The sequence below is a fragment of the Proteus vulgaris genome, assembly GCF_023100685.1.
GTDB lineage: Bacteria > Pseudomonadota > Gammaproteobacteria > Enterobacterales > Enterobacteriaceae > Proteus.
Map to the genome: position 1 here is coordinate 2235435 of NZ_CP090064.1, position 19209 is coordinate 2254643.

Annotated in this window: 18 protein-coding genes and 4 pseudogenes; 10 read left to right on the plus strand and 12 right to left on the minus strand. The window is 33.5% G+C overall.

All coding sequences use genetic code 11. From position 1 onward, the window contains the following. Nucleotides 1-61: 61 nt before the first annotated feature. On the minus strand, nucleotides 62-547 hold the full coding sequence (locus LW139_RS10920; RefSeq protein ID WP_166541432.1) for a GNAT family N-acetyltransferase: 486 nt from the start codon (nucleotides 545-547) through the stop codon (nucleotides 62-64). Between the two features lie 137 nt (nucleotides 548-684). Here LW139_RS10920 and LW139_RS10925 point away from each other — a divergent pair, with 137 nt between their 5' ends. From LW139_RS10925 to LW139_RS10935, 3 genes are read left to right on the plus strand one after another with little or no spacing between them, the layout of a single operon-like run. Then, nucleotides 685-1794, plus strand: coding sequence for a glycerol acyltransferase (locus tag LW139_RS10925; RefSeq protein ID WP_166541160.1), 1110 nt, complete (start codon nucleotides 685-687; stop codon nucleotides 1792-1794). After that, complete coding sequence (locus tag LW139_RS10930) at nucleotides 1788-2669, plus strand: phosphatase PAP2 family protein (protein WP_166541159.1); 882 nt, start codon at nucleotides 1788-1790, stop codon at nucleotides 2667-2669. The genes LW139_RS10925 and LW139_RS10930 overlap by 7 nt, the downstream gene beginning before the upstream one ends. Then, a complete protein-coding gene (locus LW139_RS10935; RefSeq protein ID WP_247849939.1) occupies nucleotides 2653-5166 on the plus strand; it encodes a PEP/pyruvate-binding domain-containing protein in 2514 nt (837 codons plus the stop codon). The genes LW139_RS10930 and LW139_RS10935 overlap by 17 nt, the downstream gene beginning before the upstream one ends. A gap of 88 nt (nucleotides 5167-5254) precedes the next feature. On the opposite strand, the gene LW139_RS10940 is transcribed toward LW139_RS10935, so the two are convergent. Further along, nucleotides 5255-5740 (minus strand): hypothetical protein, encoded by a 486-nt coding sequence (locus tag LW139_RS10940; protein ID WP_247849940.1) that lies wholly within the window; start codon nucleotides 5738-5740, stop codon nucleotides 5255-5257. Nucleotides 5741-5987: 247 nt separating this feature from the next. On the opposite strand from LW139_RS10940, the gene catA reads away from it, so the two are divergent. Beyond that, nucleotides 5988-6629 (plus strand): type A chloramphenicol O-acetyltransferase, encoded by a 642-nt coding sequence (gene catA / locus LW139_RS10945; RefSeq protein ID WP_247849941.1) that lies wholly within the window; start codon nucleotides 5988-5990, stop codon nucleotides 6627-6629. Nucleotides 6630-6720: 91 nt separating this feature from the next. Here catA and LW139_RS10950 read toward each other — a convergent pair whose 3' ends face one another. Continuing rightward, complete coding sequence (locus LW139_RS10950; RefSeq protein WP_166541156.1) at nucleotides 6721-7713, minus strand: alpha/beta hydrolase family protein; 993 nt, start codon at nucleotides 7711-7713, stop codon at nucleotides 6721-6723. A gap of 513 nt (nucleotides 7714-8226) precedes the next feature. Here LW139_RS10950 and LW139_RS10955 point away from each other — a divergent pair. Next, entirely contained in the window at nucleotides 8227-10026 is a 1800-nt protein-coding gene (locus LW139_RS10955) for an AIPR family protein (RefSeq protein WP_166541155.1), read from the plus strand. A 65-nt stretch (nucleotides 10027-10091) separates the two neighbouring features. Here LW139_RS10955 and LW139_RS10960 read toward each other — a convergent pair whose 3' ends face one another. Further along, complete coding sequence (locus tag LW139_RS10960; RefSeq protein ID WP_166541154.1) at nucleotides 10092-10310, minus strand: ogr/Delta-like zinc finger family protein; 219 nt, start codon at nucleotides 10308-10310, stop codon at nucleotides 10092-10094. Between the two features lie 52 nt (nucleotides 10311-10362). Beyond that, a pseudogene (locus tag LW139_RS10965) lies at nucleotides 10363-10842 on the minus strand (contractile injection system protein, VgrG/Pvc8 family); the annotation flags it as partial. Between LW139_RS10965 and LW139_RS10970 the strand changes: the two are divergent. Beyond that, a pseudogene (locus LW139_RS10970) lies at nucleotides 10837-10989 on the plus strand (hypothetical protein); the annotation flags it as partial. The pseudogenes LW139_RS10965 and LW139_RS10970 sit on opposite strands and share 6 nt — an antisense overlap. Next, nucleotides 10950-11906 (plus strand): annotated as a pseudogene (locus LW139_RS10975) (phage portal protein). The pseudogenes LW139_RS10970 and LW139_RS10975, both read left to right, overlap by 40 nt. Nucleotides 11907-11976: 70 nt before the next feature. Here LW139_RS10975 and LW139_RS10980 read toward each other — a convergent pair. Then, a complete protein-coding gene (locus LW139_RS10980; protein ID WP_166541153.1) occupies nucleotides 11977-12831 on the minus strand; it encodes a hypothetical protein in 855 nt (284 codons plus the stop codon). Nucleotides 12832-13094: 263 nt separating this feature from the next. Between LW139_RS10980 and LW139_RS10985 the strand changes: the two genes are divergently transcribed. After that, the gene (locus tag LW139_RS10985) at nucleotides 13095-14444 is read left to right on the plus strand and encodes a KAP family P-loop NTPase fold protein (RefSeq protein ID WP_166541152.1); all 1350 of its coding nucleotides are present in this window, start codon (nucleotides 13095-13097) and stop codon (nucleotides 14442-14444) included. Nucleotides 14445-14506: 62 nt separating this feature from the next. On the opposite strand, the gene LW139_RS10990 is transcribed toward LW139_RS10985, so the two are convergent. From LW139_RS10990 to LW139_RS20590, 3 genes are read right to left on the minus strand one after another with little or no spacing between them, the layout of a single operon-like run. Next, nucleotides 14507-14788 carry a hypothetical protein gene (locus LW139_RS10990; protein ID WP_166541151.1) on the minus strand — a complete coding sequence of 94 codons (282 nt, stop codon included), beginning with the start codon at nucleotides 14786-14788 and terminating at the stop codon, nucleotides 14507-14509. Further along, complete coding sequence (locus LW139_RS20585; RefSeq protein ID WP_166541430.1) at nucleotides 14788-15300, minus strand: DNA adenine methylase; 513 nt, start codon at nucleotides 15298-15300, stop codon at nucleotides 14788-14790. Before LW139_RS20585 ends, LW139_RS10990 begins: the two co-directional genes overlap by 1 nt. 11 nt (nucleotides 15301-15311) lie before the next feature. Further along, nucleotides 15312-15488 (minus strand): DNA adenine methylase, encoded by a 177-nt coding sequence (locus LW139_RS20590; protein WP_282186869.1) that lies wholly within the window; start codon nucleotides 15486-15488, stop codon nucleotides 15312-15314. Nucleotides 15489-15575: 87 nt separating this feature from the next. Here LW139_RS20590 and LW139_RS20595 point away from each other — a divergent pair, with 87 nt between their 5' ends. Continuing rightward, entirely contained in the window at nucleotides 15576-15704 is a 129-nt protein-coding gene (locus LW139_RS20595; protein ID WP_282186870.1) for a hypothetical protein, read from the plus strand. Then, nucleotides 15671-15853, plus strand: a pseudogene (locus LW139_RS11000) (phage integrase); the annotation flags it as partial. The gene LW139_RS20595 and the pseudogene LW139_RS11000, both read left to right, overlap by 34 nt. A gap of 131 nt (nucleotides 15854-15984) precedes the next feature. On the opposite strand, the gene ahpF reads toward LW139_RS11000, so the two are convergent. The 3 genes from ahpF to LW139_RS11015 form a co-directional block, all read right to left on the minus strand. Beyond that, entirely contained in the window at nucleotides 15985-17550 is a 1566-nt protein-coding gene (ahpF, locus tag LW139_RS11005; RefSeq protein ID WP_166541149.1) for an alkyl hydroperoxide reductase subunit F, read from the minus strand. Nucleotides 17551-17619: 69 nt separating this feature from the next. Continuing rightward, nucleotides 17620-18183 (minus strand): alkyl hydroperoxide reductase subunit C, encoded by a 564-nt coding sequence (gene ahpC, locus LW139_RS11010; RefSeq protein WP_006536680.1) that lies wholly within the window; start codon nucleotides 18181-18183, stop codon nucleotides 17620-17622. Nucleotides 18184-18467: 284 nt separating this feature from the next. Next, nucleotides 18468-19115: a hypothetical protein gene (locus tag LW139_RS11015; protein WP_109408139.1), complete on the minus strand. Its 648-nt coding sequence runs from the start codon at nucleotides 19113-19115 to the stop codon at nucleotides 18468-18470. Nucleotides 19116-19209 lie beyond the last annotated feature (94 nt).

Consider the following 19209-nt stretch of genomic DNA (forward strand, 5'->3'; position numbering starts at 1 on the left):
CATTTTTTATTTTTAGATCATTCAGTACAAATTTTCTTTTTATGTGCATAAATTCCCGAAGCTAATCTAAATCAATGTACATTCGATAACAATGTAGATTTGCTTTTGCTAAACTTGAATAATAATCTCGCTCTTCTAATGCTTTAAAGCCCTGTTTTAAATAAAATATTACTGCGTTAGGTGTTGCATCCAAAAATAATTTTTTTTGCCCCCTCTTTATTGCTTCATGTTTCAACTGTTTTAAAATAAGTCCTGCAAATCCTTTCCCCATATATTCTGGTAATGTAAAAATTGCTTCAGCAAAACCTGTTTTGACATCTAAAAAACCAGAAGCTACTGGAATGTTATACTCTTTATAATCAATTACATAAAATGGATTATCTATAATAGCTTGTCGATATCCATCAGGCATTTCATCGGGAGTCCATGCAGCTAAAATAGCTTTTGGATAAACATTCTCACAACCAAATCGCAAAGCTTGATTTCGTAAATACCACAATCTTTTTGCTTCCTGTGGTTCAGCAAGTCTAAGTTGAATCATACTCATTTCCATCTTATTCATTAGAATTAAAAGCCTCGAATCAGTAAAAAACTACTATTCTAATAGTGCATTTTAAATTTTTTAGTGTTACTTTTTTTTAGAGCATGATATGTTTTGGCAGAAGGATAATGTAAGGAAATCTTATGCCTAATTCAATATTACCTTCCCCAATAAAAAAAACCTCCTCTTTTGTTGCTGGTTCTGAACTTCCTTTTTATTATCAATTCATATCCACTTCAATTAGAGAAATCTATTTTTCAAAAGTTTCACTTATTTACCATAATAGATCTCAATCCGAAAATACACATCCAAAGCTAATTCTTTGTAGTCATCGGAACAGTGCTTTTGATGGTTACATTGCATTGAAGGCATTTCCTAAAGCTCAGGCTTTAGCATCAATACAATTATTAAATAGTTGCATAATGAAGACTTTTTTTACGGGCATTCCCGTAGTTAGAAAAAAGGATAGACAACGTTTAGGCATAAATACAAATATATTTTCAAGCCCTTCAGAAGCAGCAATTGCGCATATAAAAGCAGGCGGAGATCTCCTTTTATTTCCAGAAGGCAGTAGTGAGTGGGGTTTCCAGCCTTTACCTTATCAACGAGGAGCTGCAAGAATTATTAGAACATTAATCAGTGAGGGAGTAGATTTTGATATTATCCCTATGGGATTATTTTATATCGCACCTGATAAATTCAGTTCAAAAGTTGAAGTTTATATTGGAGATAATATATGTATAACCTCGAAAAAAGATAATTTATCAATCAGGGAATGGGAACAAAATATTCATAAAGAAGTATCTAATGCATTAAATAAAATTTCTGTTAATTGTCCAGATGTTGATATTTTTGAAAAAGCCTCATCCTATGCTTTTAATAAAAATAAAGAAGGATACTCTTATGCTGAATCCTTTATTGATTATCAAAATAATTTATCTCAAGCAGATAATAGCAATAAAACTATAGAAAAAACCTCTCAATCTTCTATTCTAATTTGGCGTTATATTTCATTTTTATTTATGTATATTTTATTCCCAATATTACTTTCATCATTTATCGCATCTCATTTTGCTGATGCACGTAATACCGTTAGCTTCTTCAAAATATTAGGTGGCGCTATTGCCTCAGCAATTTGGCTTCCGATCTTAGTCATGCTCCTATTCTTTTCACCTCTATTTATTGGTATAAGCTTAGTCAGTGCATCATTCGGCTTCATATTGATAAGGAAGAAAGGCGCCCAAATATGTTAACGACTAAAGCTAGGATGCTTTTTAACCATCTATTTTCCGTGCAACTCTTTATTATCTGGGGACTTGGTACTTATGGTAGTTGGTTAATTCATGCTACAGAGATGCTAACACCTATTTTCTTAGGTTTGTTTTTATGGATTTTATTGGTTTTTGTCGGATATAAAAATCAACATTCAACATATCATTCGCGATTTTATTGGTTAGGTTTGTTACAACTGATTGTATGCTGGACCATTTTTCCCTTATTTAAGTCAATTCGCTATGGATTATACCAATGGAGTTTTGATGATATTTTATATACTTTGGATAAGTTCTTGTGGTTTGGAAAAAGTTTACCCGAATGGTCTATTTTTTTACAATCAGGATGGCTAAGTGAATTTCTTTCTTTTTGCTATTTTAGTTTCTATTTTCTAATTATTGGTAGTGCCCTGTTCTTCTTTTTTAGCCGGAATAACGTGCTAACTAAAAACTATTTTTTCGGTTTAATGCTGATGTATTTTTTTGGATTTATTGGTTACTTTACTATTCCAGCCGCAGGTCCTTACTCTGCATTTCCTTCTGATTTTAACTATCCCGTTTACTCTGGCGCTATGACACTATTTCTGACTGATCTCGTTGATAAAGGCATTACAGGAATGGATGTTTTTCCTTCATTGCATACTGGGATAACGCTTTATATTGTTGGTTTTTTCTATTTATCAGGTTATCAAAAAACGGCTTATTGTTTATTTCCTATCCTAATAGGGCTGATTTTGGCAACTGTATATTTACATTACCATTATGGCATTGATGTTATTGTCGGTGCTTTACTTGCATCATTGGTGCTTTACATCACTTGTAAAAATAATAAGGTCGAATATGGAACTCATTTATAAAATTAACGAGCCTATTGCTTCTGAAGTATCTATTAGTGGGGGTAAAGGTGCGAGTTTAGCAAAAACAATTCAGTCACTGCCTGTTCCTGATGGTTTAATCCTCTCTTGTCAAGCTTATCAGTTATTTATCACGCCCTTACTGCCTGAAATTAATCACTTATTATCAGAAAAAAAGCAAGAAATTGAAGTCGTTAGTAAAAACATTCGCCATTTAATTTTACAAGCATCCATGCCAGAGAGCTTAATTCATTCTTTAAATTCGAAATTAAACGAGCTCCAATTAAATAACACTGCTTTAGCGGTGAGATCTTCTGGAACATTAGAAGATATGCCTGGAGCCGCTTTTGCGGGGCAACATGATACTGTATTAGGTGTTAAAACTTTGCCTAATTTACTGGATGCTATTCGCCAATGTTATGCATCTTTATGGCACACGCACGTTATGCTCTATCGCCAACATTTAAATTTACCCCATACTCAAGCATCAATGGCGGTCGTGCTACAAAGAATGATTAACGTCCAAGAGAATGAAGCTGCGGGTGTGGCTTTTTCTGTTGATCCAGTTCAAGGCTCTCTTTCTACTGTATTAATTAATGCCGCATTTGGATTAGGTGAAACTGTTGTTGCTGGTGAAGATCCTGTCGATGAATTTCTAATTGATAGAGAGAGTTTCTCATTAAAACAAGAAACGATTGCTCAAAAAATAAATGCCATTGTTATGGTTGATAATGGTACTAAAGTCTTACCTCTTAAATCTGCTCAACAATCCATGTCCTCGCTGACAGCAGAACAGTGTAAACAAGTAGCTGAACTTGCTATCTCAGCGGAAAAATATTTTGATTTCCCACAAGATATAGAATGGGCATTTCATGATGGAAAATTATGGCTTTTGCAATCACGCAATGTGACACAAATTGCCCCAATTTGGACAAGAGAAGAATCAGCAGAAAGATTCCCTAATCCTATCACACCATTAACATGGGATATGTGTGAAGCGGGTTTTCATTCATCATTAAACTTTAGCCTTAATCTTATGGGGCTTCCTTCATTTAATGGTAAATGGTTCGGTATGCAAGATTATTATATTTACGGCAACCAAAATGCAGTTTCCTTGTATAGTAATCGTCTCCCTACATCGATGATGAATGATTTACCTACCCTGTTAAAATCGTTGCCTGAAATTGCACAAAAATTCAGTTGGGTACAGGAATTACCTATTACTTGGATGCGTGATTTAGATAAATATTTAATCTCTATTGGTGCATTGATGAATGAACCATTGCAGGATAAAAGTTTGCCTCAGCTATGGGATTATGTGCAAAGAATTAATAAATTAGGCGCTGATTACTTTTTACCTAACATTGCCATATCCTTGACTCAGCGCTCACTCTATTCTGCATTGATGGCATTGCTAAAACTTTTCTTCAAAGAAGAAAAATATGCACATACCGCATTCGATAATTTAATTGCGATGTCTGAAACTAAAACGGGGCAAGTGAACGCTGAACTTTGGGCTCTCTCTCGTTATGTTCGACAGCACCCTCAACTTCTCAAACTTATAACATCCATTGTTCCTGAAAGTATTATGCAAGAAATTGAGGTATGTGATCCTCATTTTCACCAGCAATTTTCCTTATTTTTAGCAAATCACGGTCATCGAGAATTAGACTTTGATGCGTATCATCCAACTTGGCTAGATGCCCCCCATATTGTGTTGACTCAAATTAAGGCAATGGCTGATTTAGCTGATGATAAACAAGTAGATGATCCATTAGGTAAAAAAATTCTACAATCAGAAACTGAATTTTCAATTGTTTCTGATGCTCCTGAAGAGTTACGTTTTTTCTTACAAGAGATTATTCGATTAGCTCGAGTTTATACTGCACTTGATGACTTAGAACATTATCAAACAACACGACTAGCTTTACCTATGCGTCGCGGATTAAAAGCATTAGGAGAGCGATTGGTTATTCGTAGTGTTTTAGATTGCCCAATGGACATTTATTTTGCTAATGAACAACCTTTAGCTAATGCAATTCTTGCAGATGATCCTACTGAGTGGAATCAGTTACGTCATCATATATACCAAAACAAAACTGGATATCTAAAAGCAAAATCAGTTACCCCACAATGGATTTATGGCGAAGATGGCGGTGATGAACTGAATACAAATGAGCACCAATTAAAAGGGTTGGCTGGAAGTGCAGGCATTGTTGAAGGTGAAGTTTATCTTGTTCATGGCCCTGAAAATTTTGCCGAATTTCCACAAAATGCCATTTTAGTTGCAAGAACAACCAATCCAGCTTGGACTGCACTTTTTTATCGAGCTTCCGGCATAATTACAGAAAGTGGTGGACCATTATCTCATGGTGCTGTTACTGCTAGAGAATTGGGATTACCTGCCATTATGGGCGTTCGTAATATATTGAATATTTTAAAAAATGGGCAAAGAGTAAAAGTTGATGGGCAAAAAGGAGTCATTGAGATTTTATCCTAACTTTTTGATAAACCATGAGCCATATGCCTTGATCAGAAAAAGCATCTTTTTAGATGCTTTTTCTCGTTTCACACAACACATTTTTTAATTAGTTATTTTCTTTTTCTTCTGGCGTTTTATTAATGTCGATATTAACTTTATAAGCAGAAGGTGCAAGCAAAGCAACCAATCCACCTATTAGTAAAACAACAAAAAGCACCATTAACATGGTTGGCGCATTAAAGAGCAAATATGGCATTAATAATATAGGACTGATAGTAAAAACAAGTGAAATAATGACTGGATAACTTATACCAATATCTCTCACTCGTTGTGATAAAATCAGAGTAAATATGTAGATTTGTATTATTAAAAGTACAATTTCGATTAAACCATATGGCGTAAAAGAAAATTGATAATAAAAGGCACTTTCAATTATTGAATCTGCGCTTTCAGGATAAAGTAATATATACCAGCGATATATTAAGTTTTCGACAATAGCAAATAAAATTGACCAAGCAATTTCTAAACCTAAAAAAGAGAGCCTTCCACGTCTTTGTTGTTTCCATTGATAAGCAAGTTTAGCTTGCATCATAAATCCCTTCATTTTTTAAAAAGTAACCTTCTTATCATAATATACTTAATGTCTTTTTCCAAAAAAATGTTATTGTAGTTAGTGTCAGCACAAAAATACCTTTAATATTTAATAATTAGTGCAATAATACGTTATATTATCTTTTATAATAATTAAATATGTGAGGAGTTATTATGCAGCCTATTCAGACAACCCGTTTTGCCCTTCTTCACTAAGAAAATTATTACTTAACAAGAAGGGCTTAAAAATGAATTATAAAAAAATCGATTTAGAACAATGGCATAGAAAAGAACACTTTTTACATTATCGTCATAACTTGCAATGTGGTTTTAGTTTGACAACTAAGTTAGATATTACGGCCTTAAGGGATATATTAACTAAAAATAATCTTAAGTTTTACCCTGTAATGATCTATTTGATTGCAAAAACGGTAAATTATTATCCTGAATCTAGAATGGCAATAAAGAATGATGAATTGGTTATTTGGGATTATATCAATCCTGCATATACGATTTTTCATCCAGAAACGGAAACTTTTTCAGAGTTATGGAGTAAATATGTTGAAGATTGGCGTTCTTTTTTAAAAGAATATAAGCAAGATTATCAAAAGTATAAAGATAATCTGAATCTATCTGCAAAACCTAATTTACCTGAAAATCATTTCTGTATTTCGATGATCCCGTGGGTAAGTTTTGATGGATTTAATTTAAATGTTGCTAATGTAAAAGATTATTTTCCTCCTATTTTTACTATGGGAAAATATATTCAACAAAATGAAAAATTTTTATTACCAATATCCATTCAAGTACATCACGCTACTTGTGATGGTTTTCATATAGCAAGGATGATTAATAAACTTCAAGAGTTATGTGATGAGTTTTCAGTTTAACCATATTGACTTTTAGATAAAAAACTCGCCCTTTTATCAATTAAATAAAAGAGCGAGTTATTAAAAATCTGTTCAAATATAAATTAAATTATTATCGAACTTGTTTATTGATCCATTTTATTTCTTCATTAGTGAATCGAATATTGCTTTCTTTATTTGTATCAGTATCTTGTAAAATTTTATCTTTAATTAATTTACTGACTGGAACAATAATATTAAAGTGATCACCATTTTTAATACTATATATTTTTAATGGAATATCATGCACCATTGCAACGGCACGTAGCTCATTAAACTCATTCCAAAAATAGTCTCGTCCTTCAAAATAAAAAGTTGGTGTTTTTATTGATTTAATATAACGATATACAGATCGAACATTAAATTCCTCTTCCTTATTTCTATCAAAAGGTAACTCAACTATCATATCCCCTTCAGCTCTTAATTTAAGATCAGGTATTCCACCTAAAGAGAAAACAGCTCTAAATTTATCACTATATTCACTCGCTAATAATGCACGTGTTCCTCCAGTGCTATGTCCAACGACATAGATACGTTTAGCGTCAATGTAAGGCAATGATGCTAAATATTCTCTCGCTGATTCAAGATCTTCCAATTCGCCATAGAACATTTCATAACGACCAGGATTGGTATTTTCACCTCGAAAAGATGGGATCATCAGTACCATATTGGGATCTCGGAAAATAGCACCTGTTTGGTCATTATCAGCCGGTTTAGGTTGCCAAAAATAGTCATCACCTCCTATTCCACCGTAGCCTCCATTTAGCCAGATCACAGCAGGTAATTTCGTTTTTTTGTTTGCTGGAGGTGGTGTTAAATAGGCATACATATCACCGGGTTTGGCTGGGTATTTAATAACATTAAATATTTCTGGTGGCGCTTCCCAAGGTGGATCAATATTATCAAAACTGTCATTTATAATTTCGGTTTTAAAACGCTGATGTGCTTCAAATAAAGTTTCATCACGAATTTCGATATCTGCATTAACAGAAAAAGAGCTAATACTTACCAAAGAAAAAAGAATTGCAGGAACAATTTGTTTAAAATTCATCATTTTTATATTCATATCAATCAACTTCCCTATAGATTATTTAAGTCGTGAGATAATAGCATAGGTTGTTTGAGGTTTATAAATAGAGATTTTTCGATAAATTAAAAATTCAAGGTAGAAAAAAAGCATCTCAATTGAGATGCTTTTATAATGTAAAAGAGTTAATTTTTAAACCTAGCTTACTTATTTTGCACTCGTGCGAATTAAGTAATCAAATGCGCTAAGTGAGGCTTTTTATACTGCTTTAATAGATTGATATAAAAGGATTTAATCAGCGTCAATGTCCACATATTGACCACATTTCGGAAAGCCTCTTGAAATGAACAACCTAAGTTCAAAAAGAGAGGCTTTTTGTTAATTACTGTTAATTAATACAGTATATTTTTTATCTATATAACAAACTTAATACTTATTCCAATAGTATTTCATCAATAATGTGATTATTTACCCAAAAATAATATTTTCCGCATGAATATATTTATTTATAAGGTAAATTTATTTCTAAATTTTATTTTTGAGGATATTAAGTTGAATAAAAAATACACAAGTTTTGATGATAGTGACTTTATTTCAGCATTAAAAAAAAGAGAAGATCTGGAAATTTTTGAAGAAAATAAAGAAGCTGTATTTGCTTTAGAATTGTTCTTTGGTTTAGATGATGCATTAAATACAATATCTTCAGCAATTACTGGAGGTAGAGATGATGCTAAAATAGATATTTTATTTGTTAGCCGAGAACTTAGATCTATTGTTATGATACAAGCTTATGAAGCTCAATCATTTAAACCAACCGCTAAAGGTAACAAAGGTGCTGATTTATCATACGCAATAGGAGTTTTACTTAGTTCATCTCTTGATGATATTCCAGTAGAAATTCGTCCTCATGTTTCTGATGCTAGAGATGCTTTATCAGCAGGCGAAATAGATATTATTCACATTTGGTATGTACATAATTGCCCCGAAAGTGAGCAAATAAAAAAACAAATGGAGCCAATGTCAACACCAATGCAAGAACAACTAAAAAAATATAATAATGAAAAAATTAATGTTAAAGCCAGTATTCGCGAAATTGGACTAGAAACTTTAGATGAATTATATAAATCATCTACACAATCTATAATTATCTCTGATGAAATATCTTTTCCTGAAAATAGAGTTGGTTTTCTTAAAAAAAATTCTGATTGGGAAACTTTTGTTACAACAATTAATGGAAAATGGTTAGCGGATATCTATAAAAAGTATACATCTACAGAATTATTTAGTGCAAACGTAAGAAATTTTATGGGAGCCAATAATAAAGATAATGATAAAATCATAAATGCAGGTATACAACGTTCATCAAAAGAAACGCCTCATGATTTTTTTGTATTTAATAATGGAATTACAGCATTAGTTCATGACTTTAATATCGTCACTGAAGAGAGTCAAAAATACTTAAAAAGTATTAAAGGAATTTCTATAGTTAATGGAGCCCAAACAACTGGTTCACTTGGAACATTAAAGAAAGAAGTAAAATTAGATGAAATAGAAATAGGTATACGCTTTATAAAGTGTGAAAATAAAAAATTAATAGAGGAAATAACTCGGTACAACAATAGCCAAAACAAAGTTATTCAATCAGACTTTAGAGCTAATGATCCTATACAAAAAAGATTAAGACAAGAGTTTTCAAAGCACAAGTCAGGAAATTATGATGGTGGTTTACGTGGAGTACCTTGTGCAAATAAAAAATTAAAAATAGATGCTCATACAGCTGCTCAAGCTTTAATGGCATGGCACGGTAGCCCATATGATAGCTATCATAATAAAATGAAAATATGGGAAGATGATAATCTTTATCAAAAAGTATTTAATCCTTCCATTACAGCAAGACATGTCATTTTTATCTATACACTACTTGAAGCTTGTAATATTTTACAAGAAGAATTAAAAAATAAGGATAGAAAATCTAAAATCAAAGAGCACGAAAAAAATTTCCTATCATTTTTAAATGAAAGAGGAAGTTCTTTTTTAATAATACATGCAATTAGACGTATAATTGAAGTAATTATCGAAAATAGTATCAAATCACCATATCGTATTGGTTTTAAAGATACTGTTACTAGGAATGACTGTATTAACTTATGGAAAGATTTATTAACTATTTCTTCTTTCCAGTTACAAATGCTAAAACCAGGATTAAAAAATCGATTATCGAACCAATCTGCAATAAAAGATAGTTGTGGCCAATTTGAAGCTATATTTGGTACAACATTTTTAATGTCTAAGCAAAAAGATCCTACAAATCCGTACATGAATTTTATAAAAAATATTGTAAATAAAATATAAAATAAAAAATGAAACTAAGATCCCCTGAGTTTTTATAGTACAATTTTTCTCTCCGGGGATTTCCATCAAATCCCCAACGCCTGCTGACAACACTTATCAAGATGTGGCTCTACTCGTTCAATCAATTGAGGCTTTGAAATAAACCGCGTTACGGTTTCATGGCTGACGAACGTCGCGCCACAATTGATATTCTGACACTGGTTATAACGTTCTTTGGTATCGGAAGATATTTGCTGACTACTACGAGTATGTGCGGCATGACCACAAACAGGACAAATCATCATAAACGGGTTACCTCTTTATGATGTGGAAATTACCTGTAATTATACACAGGCACTATTCCTTATCCATATCTATATCACTGCTTTTGACTTCTAATTCTAACGAGGTGGTAAACCCGCTATTGTTCAGCGAATGGCTCACCGTGACCAACGTCCAATAAGCATTATCAATCTCAGGTTTAAAACCGCTCACTTGTACCGGTAACTCAGGAAAGAGATCTGCACGCCCTTTCGCCAGCGTAATACTAAATGAAGCAACACCTCGCTGTATTTTTTCCCACGCGGCTTTCGCGGCGCGTTCGGCATTGGTTTTACTCGCGTAAGTATGAGACAACACCATCACGTTACCTTCTTCACCGACAAGGTACTCCCCTTGTTTCTCTTCTTCTTTTTTCGGTTTATCAGTAGTGGGTTTTCTGCGCCTAATTTGTGATTGTGTTTTCTCTTGCGGTTTACGGGTATTTAAATAATTTGCAGTCACGCCGGTATAAGCGCCTCTATCGACCAATGAAAAACGGTGTCCATCTCCCACACTACCACAGAAAGCGGTAACCGCCTCACTTATGAAGCCTCAGGCGGACACGCTGACCTTGCGTGGGCAACGATGCACGCCCTTTTCAACGTGGCACCGCCAATAACAGCATGGAAGCCTTTACCTTTGGTGATCTCGCTCCGGTGTTAGATAAACGAGAAATCTTTGATTATCTGGAATGTGCGCAAATTGATAATTGGTATGAGCCCCCAATTAGCTTTGATGGGTTATCAAAATTATTTCGCGCTGCGACTCATCATAGTAGTGCAATTTATGTCAAACGTAATATTTTAGTCAGCACATTTCAGCCTAACCGTCTTCTCTCTAAGTTAGACTTTAGCCGGTTTGCGCTCGACTTCTTAACATTCGGCAATGCCTATCTTGAACGGCGTAATAATATGGTGGGTAATTTATTAAAACTCACACCAACACTGGCAAAATATACCCGTCGTGGTGTTGCCGATGACAGTTATTGGTTTGTACGTTACGGCTATGACTCACAACCTTATGAGTTTAAACCCGGCAGTGTATTTCAGTTATACGAACCCGATTTAAATCAAGAGTTGTACGGGTTACCGGAATATCTGGCGTCCACCATGTCAGTGCTACTGAATGCTGTTCCGTCTTAAGTATTATCGTAATGGAAGCCATGCCGGATTTATTTTATACGTCAGTGACGCATCACAAAACCAAAGTGATATTGATAAAATCCGTAAAGCAATGCAAAACTCAAAAGGTCCCGGCAATTTCCGCAACTTGTTTATCCATGCACCGAACGGCAAGAAAGACGGCGTACAAGTTATTCCACTAAGTGAGATTGCGCAAAAGATGAATTTCTTAATATCAAGAATGTCAGCCGTGACGATATGTTAGCGGCACACCGCGTACCACCTCAAATGATGGGGATCATTCCACAAAATACCGGTAGCTTTGGTGACGTTGAGAAAGCGGCAAAGGTTTTCTTTCGTAATGAGTTGGCACCACTGCAAAGCAAGATATTACAGATTAATGATTGGTTAGGTGAAGAAGTGATTAAGTTTGATAAGTACACATTGGATGATGAGTAAATATTAATAGAAAATATCTTGGAAAAGTATAATTTTTTCCAAGATATTAACAAAAAATAAAGTGGTATTTTTATTTTTTTATTACTGTGGAAGAAACTTCACCATTTATAATTTCAGGAAATATTTTTTTTTGCCATTCAGAATCAATCTTATGGTAACGTATATTATTTGATACTTTATCAAAATCAATTACATATTTTACATTATAATTTCCATTAGGTAATTTTTTAGGATTACAAATAATAACCCCCATAAGATTAAGACAATCTTTTGATTTTTTGGGTAAAAATGCAACATTAAATTTTTTAGATGACTGTATAGAACGATAACACCAAGCATCTTGCTCAGGGTAACTAAAATATGAATTTGCAATCGCGTGAGTAATCGAATAGCGATTTTCCTCACCATTTTCAACAACTATTGAAAACTCCTCATTTAAAAATGAATATAATAGTTTTGTTTTATTATCTTTAGGTAAACTAGAGTTTTCATAGTCTCCCAATACAGTATATTTTATTTTTCGATATGACTTATATACCATGATTGCTATATATGAATTATCTCTCGCTCTAGCTTCATCAATAGCTAGTTCAAAATCATCAGGACAACAATATAAAATACTTTCATTTATATTATTTAGTCGACCTCTTGTTTTTATAATATATTCAGGTGGTTCCCAAGCATCTTCAATTCTAGATATTGTTTTAAAAGGATTACAAATATCTTCTGAAGGAATGGGGCGAACTCGATAAAAAGGAGTTCCTATATCATAGATTTTCATTTCAACCGGACAAATATAATTGTCCCCAAATATAGACATAAGCTCAAGAGTAATATCTCCTTTATTTACTCCTTTTTCTATATTATTCCTAAAGTTATCCATTCTTTTCTTTATTTCATTATCATCAATATTAGAAGAAAACATAATATATCCTTTAATTTTTCATTAACTTTTAGCTTAACGTTTGGCCCCTCAAAACGCAATCGTGACCCCGCCACGCCCGCGCACTAAATGTGTCGATTTTTATGCAGATGCAAATTCTCATCATAGCGCCTGCAATGGCATTAGTGTATATAAAAAATGACGGCACAATAGATTCAATATCATGCAAAATTATTCAGAATTGCTTACCATGCAATAGTAACTATCTAAATAGATTTCATATTAAACGTATTTAAGGAGTTGTTATGAGATTGTCACCAGAAGAACCTGATTTTTTTCAAGGGTTTACAAGCGAAAATGATATTTTTAATAGGAAAGCTTTATATGACAAAATTATTAATGTCGTAAACCATTCTGAAGATAGTAACTTAGTTCTTGCATTAAATGATAAATGGGGAAATGGTAAAACCTCTTTTGTAAAAATGCTAAAAGCAGAATTAGAACTATCAGAAAATAATATTAATGTTATTTACTTTGATTCTTTTAAAAATGATTACCAAAAAGACCCATTATTACCAATGATATCATGTGTATACAATAGTATAGAACATGATGAAAAATCTATAAAAGAGAAAGTATTCCAAACAGGTAAAAGTGTTGCTTTAAGCATTTCAAAACAAGTTCCTAAAAGTATAATCAATATATTAACCTCTAAATTAATCGACAGTGATGATATAGATAAAATTAAGGAATCAATTGTTGATGCCACAAATGCCCCTTGGGAAAGTTACATTGAAGATAAAATAAAAAACTCACAAGAAGAAGAGGATAAAATCGAAAGTTTTAGAGCCATATTAAGGTCTATACACCAAAAAACAAATAATAAAACCTTGTTTATTATTGATGAGTTAGATAGAGCAAGACCTGATTTTTCATTAAATCTTTTAGAATTAATAAAACACATATTTAATGTTGAAGGTTTTTATTTTCTGCTAGTTATGAATAAGCAACAATTTGAAGAATCAATAAAAATAAGATATGGAAATATTAACTCATCACTATATTTAAATAAATTTATAGATTATTGGTTTACTTTGCCTAAAGATATATTCACAACAGATAAATACATAAATAGTGAAGGATATCGTATGCCTAAACATTTAACTTTAGGAACTTATCTTCAACACATAGATAAAAATAATATTTTTATGAGAGAAAGCGATGTATTCAATATGTTACTGTACCTATTTAACTTCAACAATGTATCTCTTAGAGAAATAGAAAAATGTTATTCTTTAATTTCAATTATAAAAAACTCCAATAAAATAATGATGCTTAATAGTGCACATCAAGTTATTGTTGGCTTGATTTGTTTTATAAAAATTAACAATGAACCGTTATTAGAAAAATTAAAAAGAAAAAATATAACTCCAGAAGAAGTACTTACCATATTGAATATACCATTAGATCAGAATTTATTTGATACATCACTTCACTATTTGTATATGGTACTTCGCTATGAATTGCTTACTGGTGAAGAGTTTAAAAAGCTTAAAGATAATAATTACTTTAGAGATATAGACAGTTATTCTGGTAGAAAAATAAGATATTTAGAAAAGATAATTGATTACTTTGATGATATGTCCATAGATTAATTTCATAATGGCTTAAATTATTCTCAAGAATATTTTAAGCCATTTTTCATTAATTCCACAAATCAATTCCCATTGAATTGACACAATATCATTTCATTAAAATAATCATCACCCCTATCATTTCTTATATTTTCCATATTTAAAAAGTTATAACACCCCATATTAATAGATGGAACAACATCCCAATACGTTTCCTCATCAAAAATTTTATGATGTTTAAAATAATCATTATCAGCAATGTGCCCATTATCTGACTTTGAACGACTTGAATAAAAAGTCCTTCTCCATTTTTGATATGCACCCCATTTTTTTGGATCTTGAATATCAACATAGCCCTGTTCCATCAGCACACCTCCTGTAATACGGCGATAATTTCTTTTGCTGATTGGCGGTTTCCATTTGCAGAAATAGAACGAGGCGCATCAATCTCGTGAATAAGAAAACCAAGGTCGGCATACAGTTCTTTGGCGTGAATGGAATTAGAGACGGTAATCGGATTACCTTGTGATTGATTTAATGCCTTTAACGCTTGAGCTAATTCAATTTGATGAGCGTGAGTAAAATCAGTGTGATGATATTTAGTAAAACTACCTTCATCTCCCATATAAGGGGGATCACAATAAACTCCATCCCCAAAATCAACGAGTGACAAAGTATCTTGCCATTCTAAACAGGCGATAATGGCATTAACGGTTTTTTCAGCGAATTGATAAATTTCTTTTTCTGGAAAATAAATATTTTTATATTTTCCAAATGGCACATTAAATTCACCTGAATTGTTATATCTACACAGACCGTTATAACAATGGCGATTTAAATATAAAAAATGAGAAACACTGAGAGTGTTGACATGTATTTAATGCCAATTTAATTAAATGATTTTCTTATTGTGTAATAAGTATCAGCTTTGTTTAGTTTTTCCCAATCATGATAACCATCTCTACTCATCACCGAAGTGTTATTTAAAACATGATGATATAAATTAATTAAATCCTGATTGGCATCAGCAATTAAATATTCGTTATAAACACGCAATCGTCCCACTCAGACAAGAAAATTGGATAACGATATATCTAGATTTTTGTGAGTTTATTAATTCACAAAGCATTTGTACCATTGGAGGGTTTTCTTATGACAATTAAGAAACTCGAAAATGGTCAATATGAAGTGGACATTAGACCAACTGGCCGTAATGGAAAACGGATCAGACGACGCTTTGAAAAGAAGCAAGAAGCTATTCATTCGCCACCCATTTTATGATGAACGGCGGAAGTATTATTACGTTACAACGCATCTTAGGACACACTAATTTGCAACAAACGTTGACCTATGCACACTTTGCACCAGACTTCTTACAAGATGCCATTCAATATAACCCCTTGAAAGGTAGTACAGAATTACTGGTTTAGAGTGTCCACATATTGTCCACACTTGAACACTTAAGGGCACTTTTCAGCCCTTTTTGATGATTTTATGTACAAAAAAAGGCATCTTAAAAAAGATGCCTTTCTCTATAACTTATTGATTATCTTTGATTTGCTTATTTTGCAGTCGTGCGGATAAGGTAATCAAATGCGCTAAGTGAGGCTTTAGCACCTTCACCAGCAGCAATAATAATTTGCTTATAAGGTACTGTAGTACAGTCACCAGCGGCAAAAACACCTTTAATATTGGTTTCGCCACGAGCATCAACAACAATTTCGCCCATTTTATTGCGCTCAACTGTACCTTCTAACCACTGTGTATTAGGTAATAAGCCGATTTGAACGAAAATACCTGCTAGCGCAATATCGTGCATAGAATCATTGGTGCGATCTTTATATTTTAGACCGGTTAATTTAGTACCATCACCATACACTTCTGTAGTTTGAGCATTTAAGATAATCTCTACATTGTTTAAGCTACGCAGTTTTTTCTGTAATACAGCATCGGCCCTCATTTCTGGCGCAAATTCTAATACTGTGACATGTTCAACTAAGCCTGCTAAGTCAATTGCCGCTTCAACACCTGAGTTACCACCACCAATGACAGCGACTCTTTTGCCTTTAAACAGTGGGCCATCACAGTGTGGACAATAAGTTACACCGCGAGTACGGTACTCATTTTCACCGGGAACATTCATATTTCTCCAGCGAGCACCTGTTGCAATAATTAAGCTACGGGTTTTTAAAATTGCACCTGATGCTGTTTCAATTTGGTGTAATTCCCCTTCTGATGCCCCCGGAATTAAACGACTGACTGTTTGGCTATCAATCACATCCACTTGGTAATCATCAACGTGAGCTTTTAAAGCACCCGCAAGTTTTGCACCTTCTGTTTTTGGTACAGAGATATAGTTTTCAATATCAACAGTATCAAGAACTTGACCACCAAAGCGTTCACCAATAAGACCCGTGTTTAAACCTTTACGTGCTGAATAAACAGCCGCTGATGCACCTGCAGGGCCACTACCAACAATCAATACATCAAATGCATCTTTTTGGTTTAATAATTCCGCAGTACGTTTTTCTGCATTGCTGTCTACTTTGTTAACGATTTCAGCTAAAGTCATGCGACCTTGACCAAACTCGTTACCATTTAAGAATACAGCAGGAACGCCCATAATATTACGTTCCTGAATTTCATTTTGGAACATGCCTCCGTCGATCGCTGTATGAGTGACCTTCGGATTTAAAATCGCCATTAAGTTTAATGCCTGAACAACATCTGGGCAGTTATGACAAGAGAGCGAATAATAGGTTTCGAAATGAAACTCACCGTCTAACTGACGAATTTGTTCAAGTAATTCTTGTGCTTCTTTTGATGGGTGACCACCAGTTTGCAGTAATGCTAAAACTAATGAAGTAAATTCATGGCCTAATGGCGAACCTGCAAAACGAACACCCGTTTCTTTTCCTGGGTTAGTAATAAGAAAAGATGGTTTACGCACATCAGCGTTATTATCTTCACGATAAGTGACTTTATCGGATAATGGTTCGATTTCTTTTAATAGCGCTTGAATATCAGCTGAATGTTTACTGTCATCTAATGTTGCTACTAACTCAACTGGCTGAGTTAATCGTTCTAAATAAGCTTTCAATTGAGCTTTTAAATTATTATCTAACATTTTTGCACCCTCAATAAAATCGGGTGCCGAAACACCCGATAAATAACTTTTTAGTGGCTTAATTCTTATTTAGATTTTGCCAACTAAATCCAGTGATGGAGCTAAAGTTGCATCACCTTCTTTCCATTTTGCTGGGCAAACTTCGCCTGGGTGGCTAGCTACATACTGAGCAGCTTTAACTTTACGCAGCAGGTCTGATGCATCACGGCCAATACCTTCAGCTGTGATTTCAATTGCTTGGATGATACCTTGTGGGTCAACAACGAAAGTACCACGGTCTGCAAGACCTTCGTTTTCACGCATATTTTCGAAGTTACGAGTTAATGCGCCAGTTGGGTCGCCAATCATACCATATTTGATTTTACCGATAGTTTCTGAGCTGCTGTGCCATGCTTTATGGGTAAAATGTGTATCGGTAGAAACTGAATAGATTTCTACGCCCATTTTTTGGAACTCAGCATAATGATCCGCTAAGTCACCTAATTCGGTTGGGCACACAAAAGTGAAGTCTGCAGGGTAAAAGAAGAAAACGCTCCATTTGCCTTCGACGTCCTTTTCAGTCACTTCTACGAATTGACCGTCTTTAAATGCCATGTTTTTGAATGGTTTGATTGGGGTATTAATTAAAGACATTGTATTTCCTCCTGTTTGGTATGGGAACTAATGTACCTATTCCACTTGAGAATAGCTAATACATTCCTGCTATCAGTTCAATAGGTTTTACCTAATGAGTTGAAGAAATTGATAGAGATAGGTTAACGAAATGTAGCTATTAATGCAATTAAACAACAATGCAGCATGCCTTACTTACTATCAACAACTCTCTCTATTTAACATCCTTGCCTTAAATGGCGATATACTTATAACATTATGAATTATAAAAATAATAATTCAACCTACAACAGATTAGTTTAATATTATTGTGCTAATTTAGCAGGTTTAAGGATAGTATAAGTACACTCAAATGCTGCCTTTTGAATACGATAAATATCTTGGTCATCCGTTGTGGATTGAACAACCGCATCACCCGGTTGAAAGCGTTGCAATTCTCCCCATGGAGCTTCCATTGCAAATGCAGGTGTAGATCCCGGTACAATAAAATAATTCATTTCGATCCCTTTTGGGATAAAAGGTTGATAATCATTAGGATAAGACACTAAATTAATTTCATTTTTCTCTGCCGTATTGTAACGTTGAGCAAATTTAGCTTTTCTTACCAATATTTCTTCATTACCTGTCTCTGGACAGATATTTTGTACGACCCAATCTCCCCCTTTTGCAGGTTCAGAGACAGTTTCAACACCTTCACCTTTAATAATGGTTGTGATGATTTCACCTTCTTTAGCCGGCCTTGCCAATACAGGCTTGGTTTTAATAGCAACACCAGTGATCCCTGCTTGCTGAGCTTGAGTAAAATAAGCTACTCGCTCTTTTTGTGGTAATTGTGATAGGTCATCTGCAAATACGAAGGAAGGAATTAAGGCCAAACCTATTAATAGTGTTTTTATTCTATTTTGCTTATAGGTCTTATTATTTGAATAACTGTTTTGTGTATAGAAAGACATTGAATTGTTTCCTGCTTAATATTAATCGTATTTAAATACGTTATTTTATGTCTGTATTTGTTAAACAGATTATGGCAGGAAATAAAACTATGGC

Coding starts and splice junctions, on each gene's coding strand:
- LW139_RS10920 (WP_166541432.1), bottom strand. CDS start 547: ATGAGTATGATTCAACTTAGACTTGCTGAACCACAGGAAGCAAAAAGA.
- LW139_RS10925 (WP_166541160.1), top strand. CDS start 685: ATGCCTAATTCAATATTACCTTCCCCAATAAAAAAAACCTCCTCTTTT.
- LW139_RS10930 (WP_166541159.1), top strand. CDS start 1,788: ATGTTAACGACTAAAGCTAGGATGCTTTTTAACCATCTATTTTCCGTG.
- LW139_RS10935 (WP_247849939.1), top strand. CDS start 2,653: ATGGAACTCATTTATAAAATTAACGAGCCTATTGCTTCTGAAGTATCT.
- LW139_RS10940 (WP_247849940.1), bottom strand. CDS start 5,740: ATGATGCAAGCTAAACTTGCTTATCAATGGAAACAACAAAGACGTGGA.
- catA (WP_247849941.1), top strand. CDS start 5,988: ATGAATTATAAAAAAATCGATTTAGAACAATGGCATAGAAAAGAACAC.
- LW139_RS10950 (WP_166541156.1), bottom strand. CDS start 7,713: ATGAATATAAAAATGATGAATTTTAAACAAATTGTTCCTGCAATTCTT.
- LW139_RS10960 (WP_166541154.1), bottom strand. CDS start 10,310: ATGATGATTTGTCCTGTTTGTGGTCATGCCGCACATACTCGTAGTAGT.
- LW139_RS10980 (WP_166541153.1), bottom strand. CDS start 12,831: ATGTTTTCTTCTAATATTGATGATAATGAAATAAAGAAAAGAATGGAT.
- LW139_RS10985 (WP_166541152.1), top strand. CDS start 13,095: ATGAGATTGTCACCAGAAGAACCTGATTTTTTTCAAGGGTTTACAAGC.
- LW139_RS10990 (WP_166541151.1), bottom strand. CDS start 14,788: ATGGAACAGGGCTATGTTGATATTCAAGATCCAAAAAAATGGGGTGCA.
- LW139_RS20595 (WP_282186870.1), top strand. CDS start 15,576: ATGACAATTAAGAAACTCGAAAATGGTCAATATGAAGTGGACATTAGA.
- ahpF (WP_166541149.1), bottom strand. CDS start 17,550: ATGTTAGATAATAATTTAAAAGCTCAATTGAAAGCTTATTTAGAACGA.
- ahpC (WP_006536680.1), bottom strand. CDS start 18,183: ATGTCTTTAATTAATACCCCAATCAAACCATTCAAAAACATGGCATTT.
- LW139_RS11015 (WP_109408139.1), bottom strand. CDS start 19,115: ATGTCTTTCTATACACAAAACAGTTATTCAAATAATAAGACCTATAAG.